Raw genomic sequence first — 7771 nt, forward strand, 5'->3', positions numbered from 1 at the left:
GCGCCCGGGTGGTGGCCGACGAGGAAGCGCTGCGGGCCGAGCTGCGTGCGGCGGTCGCCGACCACGTACGCCCGTTGCTGACGGCCGTCCGCCCCCACGCGCGCCGCAGCCCGAGGACCTTGTGGGGCATGGCGGGCGACGACCTGGTCTCCGGGATCTGGTACCTCGGCCGGATGCTCGGCCAGGAGGAGCGGGCCCTCCAGGCCGCGACCGCGCTGCTGCCGACCGCCGTCCCGCCCTTCCCCGGCGGCGCCGACTTCCGCCGGCTGACGACTCCCGACGGCAGCAGGCACCCGACCCGCACCCGTCTCGGCTGCTGCATGTACTACACCCTCGACTCCGCCCAGGCGTGCGCGACGTGCCCCAGGACCTGTGACGCGGAGCGCCTGCGGAGGCTGACGGACGAGGGCTGAGCCACCTGCCCCGGGACACCTGCCCCGACCCACCGGCTCCGGGACACCTGCCCCGGACACCGGATCCGGGACACCTGCCCCGGGACACCGGATCCGGGACACCGGCTTCGACCGCCCCCGGAACGCCGCCGGGCCGGCACCGGCGCGTACGGCTTCTCCGTACAGCTCCGGCACCGGCCCGACTCGCGCGGGCCGACGCCTACTTCGCGGGGTCGACCTTGAAGGTCTTCGCCATCTCGTCGAGGACGAGGTGGGCGCCCTGGAGCGAGACGGAGGTCATCCAGACCGCGTCGTCGACCTCGTGGACCTGCCCCTTCTGCACCGCGCCGAGCCGCTTCCACAGCGGGTTGGCGAGGAACTTCTTCTTGCGCTCCTCACCGCCGGAGAAGGTCGTCATGAAGACGTGGTCGGCGTCCGCCTGCGCGATCTGCTCCTCGCTGATCTCGATGTTGAACTCCTTCGGGTCCTGCTGGTTGGCGGGCCGCGCGAGTCCCATGTCCTTCAGGATGATGCCGCTGAAGGTGGCGGGCAGGTAGATGCGCGTGGGGCCGTCGACGAAGCGGACCACCGAGAAGGTGGCGGGAGACTTGCCGTCCTTGCCCTTGACCTTGGCGTTGATCGCGTCACCGATCTTCTTGGCGCGCGTCTCGTACCCCGCCAGCTGGGCCTTCGCCTTCTCCTCCTCGCCCAGGACCTGGCCGAGGAAGGTGACGTTCTCCTTCCAGATCGGGCCCGTCGTCTTGACGAAGACGGTCTTCGCGATCTGGCTCAGCTGGGGGTAGAGGTCCTCGTGGCGGACGGTCGCCGAGACGATGAGGTCCGGCTTGAGTGCGGCGATCGCCTCCAGGTTCGGGGTGGCCATCGGACCGACGTCCTTGGTGTTCTTCACCGCGTCACCGAGGTACGGGGGGAAGCCCTTCTGGTCGCGGTACGAGCCGATGCCGCCGACCAGCGGGGCGTCCAGCGCGACGACGGCCTCGACCAGGCTGTTGTCCAGCGCCACCACGCGCCGGGGCTTGGCCGTGATCTCGGTCTTGCCCTTGTCGTGCGTGATCGTGCGCGGGAAGGAGGCGTCGGAGGCGGCGGCCGGCTTGTCGGCCGCGGTCTTGTCGGCCGCGTCCTCCTTGGCGCCGCCACAGGCGGCCAGCGAGAGAGCCATGGCCGCCGTGAGGACGGCAGCGGCCATCCGGCCCGGCCGGCGACGCTGAGGGAAAGTGTGCATGGGTTCTCCAGGGACGGCGGCAGCACGAAGGACGGCGGCAGCACTTAGGCAAGGCTTACCTGTGTAAGAGCGCTGTGAGACTAGCGCCTCTTCGTGGCCGAATCCATACGGGGGGTGGCCGACGGGCGGAATTAGGCATGCCTTACTTTGAGCCGCGTGACTGTGAAGCCCGCCACCGGCGGGGCCCTCTCCCCGCCCCGCCCCGCCCCACCGACCCTGCCGCCACGGCCGGTTGCCGCGCGCCTCACGGTCGCCGCCGCGCTGCTCGCCGTGGTCGTCGTCATGGTCTGCGCCTCGCTGGCGATCGGCACCAAGTCCGTGCCGCTCTCCGACGTACTGGCAGCGATCGGCGGCAGCTCCGACGGTGACGCGGTGGTCGTCCGGGAACTGCGCATGCCGCGCACCCTCCTGGGCCTGCTGGTCGGGCTGGCGCTGGGGGCGGCCGGGGCCGTCGCCCAGGACATCACCCGCAATCCGCTCGGCGACCCCGGCCTCATCGGCGTCAGCGCGGGCGGCGCCTTCGCGGTCGCACTGAGCATCGGCGTGCTGGGGCTGACCAGTTCGTACCAGTACATCTGGTTCGCCTTCCTCGGCGGGGCGCTGGCCGGGCTCCTCGCGTACGCGGTCGGCGGCACCGGGTACGGGGGTGCCACCCCGGCCAAACTCGCGCTGGCCGGGGCGGCGGTGAGCGTCCTGCTCGACGCGGGCACCAACACGCTGGTGCTGCTCGACGTCCGCACCCTGGACCAGTACCGCTTCTGGGCGGTCGGCTCGCTGGCGGGCCGCGACGCCTCACTCGCCACGGAGATCCTTCCGTTCGTCGCCGTCGGCCTGCTGCTCGCCCTCGGACTCAGCGGGCGGCTCAACGCGCTGGCCCTCGGCGACGACCTCGCCACCACCCTCGGCACCAAGGTCAGGACCACCCGCGCCCTGGGCGCGGTCGCGGTCATCCTCCTGACCGGGGCGGCGGTCGCCGCCGCCGGACCCGTCACCTTCGTCGGGCTGGTCGTCCCCCATGTCGTACGGGCCTTCACGGGCCCCGACGCCCGCTGGCTGGTGCCCTGTTCGGCCCTGGGCGGGGCGGCTCTGATGCTCGCCGCCGACGTCACGGGCCGGATGGTGGCCCGCCCCGGTGAACTGGAGGCCGGCGTGATCACCGCCCTGCTGGGCGCCCCGTTCCTCGCGCTGCTGGTCAAGCGCGGCAAGCTCAAGGAGCACACCCGATGAGCGGCCTGCTGGGCGGCGTGCGCGGCGGCACGCAAAGCGGCGTACGCAACGGCGTACGCAACGGCCTGCGGGTGGAATTCGGCCCCTTCGGCGCGTCCGTAAGGCCCCGCGTCGCCGTCGCCGTCCTCGCGCTCGCCGCCCTCGGCTTCGTCGGACTGATCGCCTCCGTGTCGCTGGGGACGTACGCGATCCCGGTCCAGGACGTGCTCGGCGCGGTACTGGGCACCGGGGACGGCTCGGCCGACCTGATCGTCCATCAACTGCGCCTGCCCAGGGCGCTGACGGCGCTGCTGGTGGGAGCCGCGTTCGGCCTGGCGGGCGCCGTGTTCCAGGCCGTCACCCGCAACCCGCTGGCCAGCCCCGACCTCATCGGGATCGCGGCGGGCTCCGGCGCCGGCGCGGTCGGCGCCATCCTCATCGGCGGGGTGACCGCGGCCGGGGCCGGTACCTTCGGGGCGGTGCCGCTGGGCGCGCTCGTGGGCGCGCTGCTGACGTCGGCCGTCATCTACCTGCTGGCGTACCGGGACGGCACCATCACCGGCTACCGCTTCGTGCTCGTCGGCATCGCCGCGAACGGCGCGCTCATCGCCCTCACCCGCTGGATGCTCGCCCGCGCCGACATCGACCAGGCGTCCCGCGCCATGGTCTGGCTCACCGGCAGCCTCAACGGCCGCGGCTACGACCACGTCCTGTGGGCCGGACTCGCGCTCGCCGTCCTGGCCCCCCTGGTCCTCGCCCTGGCCCGCCCGTACCAGTTGCTCCAGTACGACGACGACACCGCGCGCAGCCTCGGCATCCCGCTGCGGCACTCCCGGATCACCCTGCTGGTCCTCGCCACCGCCCTCACCGCGCTGGCCACGGCGGCGGCCGGGCCGATCGCCTTCGTCGCGCTCGGCGCCCCGCAGATCGCCCGCCGGCTGACCGGCACCGCCGGCCTCCCGCTGGTCACCAGCGCGCTCACCGGCGCGGTGCTGCTGATCTTCGCCGACCTCGCCGCGCGCGTCGTGCTGGCCCCGGTCGAACTGCCCGTGGGCGTGCTCACCGGCGCCGTGGGCGCCCCGTACCTGCTACTGCTCCTCGCCCGTACCAACCGGGCCGGAAAGGGAGGCTGACATGACCGCCCCACTGGACGCGCCCGTATCCACGACACCGCACGACGCGGCACCGCACGACGCGGCACCGCACGAAGCGACGCCGCACGACCCGGCACCGCAGGGCACCGCCCTGCGCGGCACCGGTCTGCGCGGCACCGGTCTGCGCCTGGCGTACGGCGAGAGGACCGTCGCCGATGACCTCGACCTGGAGATCCCGGCGGGCAAGGTCACCGCCCTGGTCGGCCCCAACGCCTGCGGGAAGTCCACCGCCCTGCGCGCCCTGGCCCGGCTCCTCAAACCGGCAAGCGGCACCGTCCACCTGGACGGCGAGGACATCGCGTCCCTGTCCGCACGCGACTTCGCGCTGCGGCTCGCGCTGCTGCCGCAGACGCCCAGCGCGCCGGACGGCATCACCGTACGGGACCTGGTGGCCCGCGGCCGGACCCCGCACCAGCGCTGGTGGCGGCAGTGGACGTCGTCCGACGAGCAGGCGGTGGACTCCGCCCTGGCGGCGACCGGTTGCGGGGAACTCGCCCGGCGCACCCTCGACGAACTGTCCGGCGGCCAGCGGCAGCGGGTGTGGATCGCGATGGTCCTGGCCCAGGACACCCCGGTCCTGCTCCTGGACGAGCCGACGACCTACCTGGACCTCGCCCACCAGGTCGACGTCCTGGAACTCGTCGCGGAACTGAACCGCGCCGAGGGCCGCACCGTGGTGATGGTCCTGCACGAGCTCAACCTGGCCTGCCGCTACGCCGACCACCTGATCGCCATGCGCGACGGCAACGTCGTGGCAGCGGGACCGCCCTCGGAAATCGTCACCCCGGACCTGGTGCACGAGGTGTTCGCCCTGCGCGCGGCAGTCATCGAGTGCCCGGTCGCGGGCACGCCCCTGGTCATCCCCGAGGGTGGCCGCAGGACATGACCCGGCGGGTCCGAGGAGATCCGGGCCACCCGCTCCACGCAGTACACGCGAAAGCCCCGGGCCAGTGGCCCGGGGCTTTGCTGTCGTCCGGGCAGCCGGAAAAAGTTTCCGGCTCGCGGCAACCCTTTGGGGGGCCGGTGACCACAAGGAGACGGATCCGGCCGTTCCGAGGGCTGGATCCCCCCTTCTCTGGTGAACGGCATGCAAGGAGAGCACTCCCCCCATGAAGAACCCCACGAACGGCGGCCGCCGCGGGCGTCACCGTCGTCGCTGGACCGCGACCGGTCTGCTGCTCGGCGCGCCCGCTCTCGTCGTGCCGTATCTCCTGTTCGTTCAGGAGGACTCGCAGGCCGCGACGGTCGACGGCAATGCGTACTACCGGCTGCTTTCCGTGAGCAGCGGCAAGGCGCTGGACGTCGACGCCTTCTCCACCGCCGACGGCACCCGCATCCAGCAGTGGACCGACCAGAACACCGCCAACCAGCAGTGGAAGCTGCGCCCCACCGGGGACGGCCACTACGAGCTGGTGAACCGCAACAGCGGCAAGGTCCTGGGCATAGCGGGCGGTTCGACCGCCCGGGCAGCCGCCGCCGAGCAGCAGACCGACAGCTCCTCCGCCTCCCAGGAGTGGCGGATCGACGAGGTGGGTGGTTCCGGCGCCGTCACCTTCACCTCCCGCAGGAGCGGCCAGGTCCTGGACGTCCTCGGAGGCTCCAGGGCCGACGGCGGGGCAGTCGTCCAGTATCCCGGCAGCGGCAGCGCCAACCAGCAGTGGAAGCTGGTGAAGACGGACGAGACCCCGGCGGCCGGGGCCGACGGGGCGCAGACGGCCGCGGCCGGACCGTACGCGTGGAAGAACGCCCAGGTGGTGGGCGGTGGTTACGTCACCGGGCTGGTGTTCAACCCGCGGGAGAAGGGCCTGCTGTACGCGCGCACCGACATGGGCGGCGCCTATCGCTGGGACGCCGCGGCCGAGCAGTGGATCCCGCTGACCGACTGGGTCGGCGAGAAGGACTGGAACCTGCTGGGCATCGATTCGATGGCCACCGACCCCGTCGCCCCCGAGCGGCTCTACGTCGCGTCGGGCACCTACACCAACGGCTGGGCGGGCAACGGCGCGATCCTTCGCTCCACGGACCGGGGCCGCACCTTCCAGCGCACCGACCTGCCCTTCAAGCTGGGCGCCAACGAGGACGGCCGCGGGGCGGGCGAACGGCTGGTGATCGACCCCGCCGACCCCGGCACCCTGTTGCTGGGCACCCGTAAGAACGGCCTGTGGCGCAGCACCGACCACGGCGTGACATGGAGTCAGGTCTCCTCGTTCCCCGTCAAGGACGGGGCGAGCAGCGGCGCGGGCATCTCCTTCGTGACGTACGGCCCGGCCGGTAGCAACACCGTCTATGCCGGCGTCGCCGACAAGTCCACCTCCCTGTACCGCTCCACCGACGGCGGCAGCACCTGGAGGGCCGTCTCCGGGCAGCCCACCGGCCAGATGCCGCAGCACGGCGTGCTCTCCGGTGACGGCTCGCTGTACCTGACTTACACCAACGCCGTCGGGCCCAACGGCGTGACCGCGGGCTCGGTGTGGAAGTACACACCGGCCGGCGGAGTGTGGAAGAACATCTCGCCGTCCCAGGGCAGTTACGGGTTCTCCGGTCTGGCGGTCGACCCGCAGAAGCCGTCCACCGTGATGGTGACCACCCTCGGCCGCTGGTGGCCCGAGGACGAGATCTACCGCACCACCGACGGCGGCACGACCTGGAAGGCGCTGGCCGACAAGTCGGTGCGGGACGACTCCGCCGCTCCTTACGTCGGTACGGCCACCGGGCACTGGATGACCGCTCTGGCCATCGATCCCTTCAGCTCCGGGCACGTGCTGTACGGCACCGGCAGCGGCATCTGGCGCAGCAAGGACGCCGACGCCACCGACGGCGGCGCCCACAGCCACTGGACCGTGGGGTCCCGGGGGCTTGAGGAGACCTCGGTGCAGGACGCGGTCGCCCCGCCCGGCGGAGCCACCGTCGTTTCGTCCATGGGTGACCTGGGCGGTTTCCACCACGGCTCCTCCCACTCCCTGGCCAAGGTGCCCGCAGGGCGGCTGAATAACCCGCTGATGATCACCAGCACGGACATCGATTTCGCCCAGCCCGACCCCTCGCTGATGGTCCGCGTCGGCCGTGGCGGCTCGCAGGACGGCGCCTACTCCACCGACGGCGGCAGCAACTGGAGCGGCTTCACGTCGGAGCCGGTGGGCAGCGCCGACAGCGGGCAGGTCGCTCTCTCCGCGGACGGCTCCGCCATCGTCTGGACCGAGGAAGGTCAGGCCCCCTACCGCTCGACCGACAAGGGGGCGAGCTGGTCGAAGGTCAGCGGCCTGGGCACCGGCGCCACGGTCGTCGCCGACCGCTCCTCGGCCGGGACCTTCTACTCGCTGGCCGGCGGCACGCTCCACGCCAGCACCGACGGCGGCGCGACCTTCACCGCCCGCGCCACCCACCTGCCCGCCGGCCGGCTCACGGCCGTCCCCGGCGTCGCCGGTGACCTGTGGATCTCCGGCCAGGGCAAGGGGCTGCTGCACTCCACCGACGGCGGTCGCACCTTCACCACGCTCACCACGGTGGAGTCCGCCTCCGCCCTCGGTTTCGGCAAGGCCGCGCCGGGCGCCTCCTACCAGGCCCTCTACCTGATCGGCACCGTCAAGGAGGTCACCGGAGTCTTCCGCTCCAGCGACAGGGGCGCCACCTGGGTCCGTGTCAACGACGACGCCCACCAGTGGGGCAACCTCAGCGGCACCGGCGTCGTGACCGGCGACCCCGACACCTACGGCCGCGTCTACATCGGCACCAACGGGCGCGGCCTCCAGTACGGCGACCCGTCCTGACCCCGACGT

At 72.4% G+C, this 7771-nt stretch carries 6 protein-coding genes; 5 read left to right on the forward strand and 1 reads right to left on the reverse strand.

The window, feature by feature from the left end; genetic code table 11:
• On the forward strand, positions 1-413 hold a 413-nt coding region (locus ACWGIG_RS34735; RefSeq protein WP_453325684.1), incomplete at its 5' end, for a (2Fe-2S)-binding protein.
• 199 nt (positions 414-612) lie between these two features.
• On the opposite strand, the gene ACWGIG_RS34740 is transcribed toward ACWGIG_RS34735, so the two are convergent.
• A complete protein-coding gene (locus ACWGIG_RS34740) occupies positions 613-1635 on the reverse strand; it encodes an ABC transporter substrate-binding protein (RefSeq protein WP_453325685.1) in 1023 nt (340 codons plus the stop codon).
• A 156-nt stretch (positions 1636-1791) separates the two neighbouring features.
• On the opposite strand from ACWGIG_RS34740, the gene ACWGIG_RS34745 reads away from it, so the two are divergent.
• From ACWGIG_RS34745 to ACWGIG_RS34760, 4 genes are all read left to right on the forward strand, one after another.
• Positions 1792-2862 (forward strand): FecCD family ABC transporter permease, encoded by a 1071-nt coding sequence (locus tag ACWGIG_RS34745; RefSeq protein WP_453325686.1) that lies wholly within the window; start codon positions 1792-1794, stop codon positions 2860-2862.
• Positions 2859-3974, forward strand: a complete 1116-nt coding sequence (locus ACWGIG_RS34750; RefSeq protein ID WP_453325687.1) for a FecCD family ABC transporter permease — start codon at positions 2859-2861, stop codon at positions 3972-3974. The genes ACWGIG_RS34745 and ACWGIG_RS34750 overlap by 4 nt, the downstream gene beginning before the upstream one ends.
• A gap of 1 nt (position 3975) precedes the next feature.
• The gene (locus ACWGIG_RS34755; RefSeq protein ID WP_453325688.1) at positions 3976-4881 is read left to right on the forward strand and encodes an ABC transporter ATP-binding protein; all 906 of its coding nucleotides are present in this window, start codon (positions 3976-3978) and stop codon (positions 4879-4881) included.
• Positions 4882-5104: 223 nt separating this feature from the next.
• Entirely contained in the window at positions 5105-7762 is a 2658-nt protein-coding gene (locus ACWGIG_RS34760; protein ID WP_453325689.1) for an RICIN domain-containing protein, read from the forward strand.
• Positions 7763-7771: the final 9 nt, after the last annotated feature.

It is taken from the genome of Streptomyces sp. NPDC054863, from assembly GCF_053610825.1.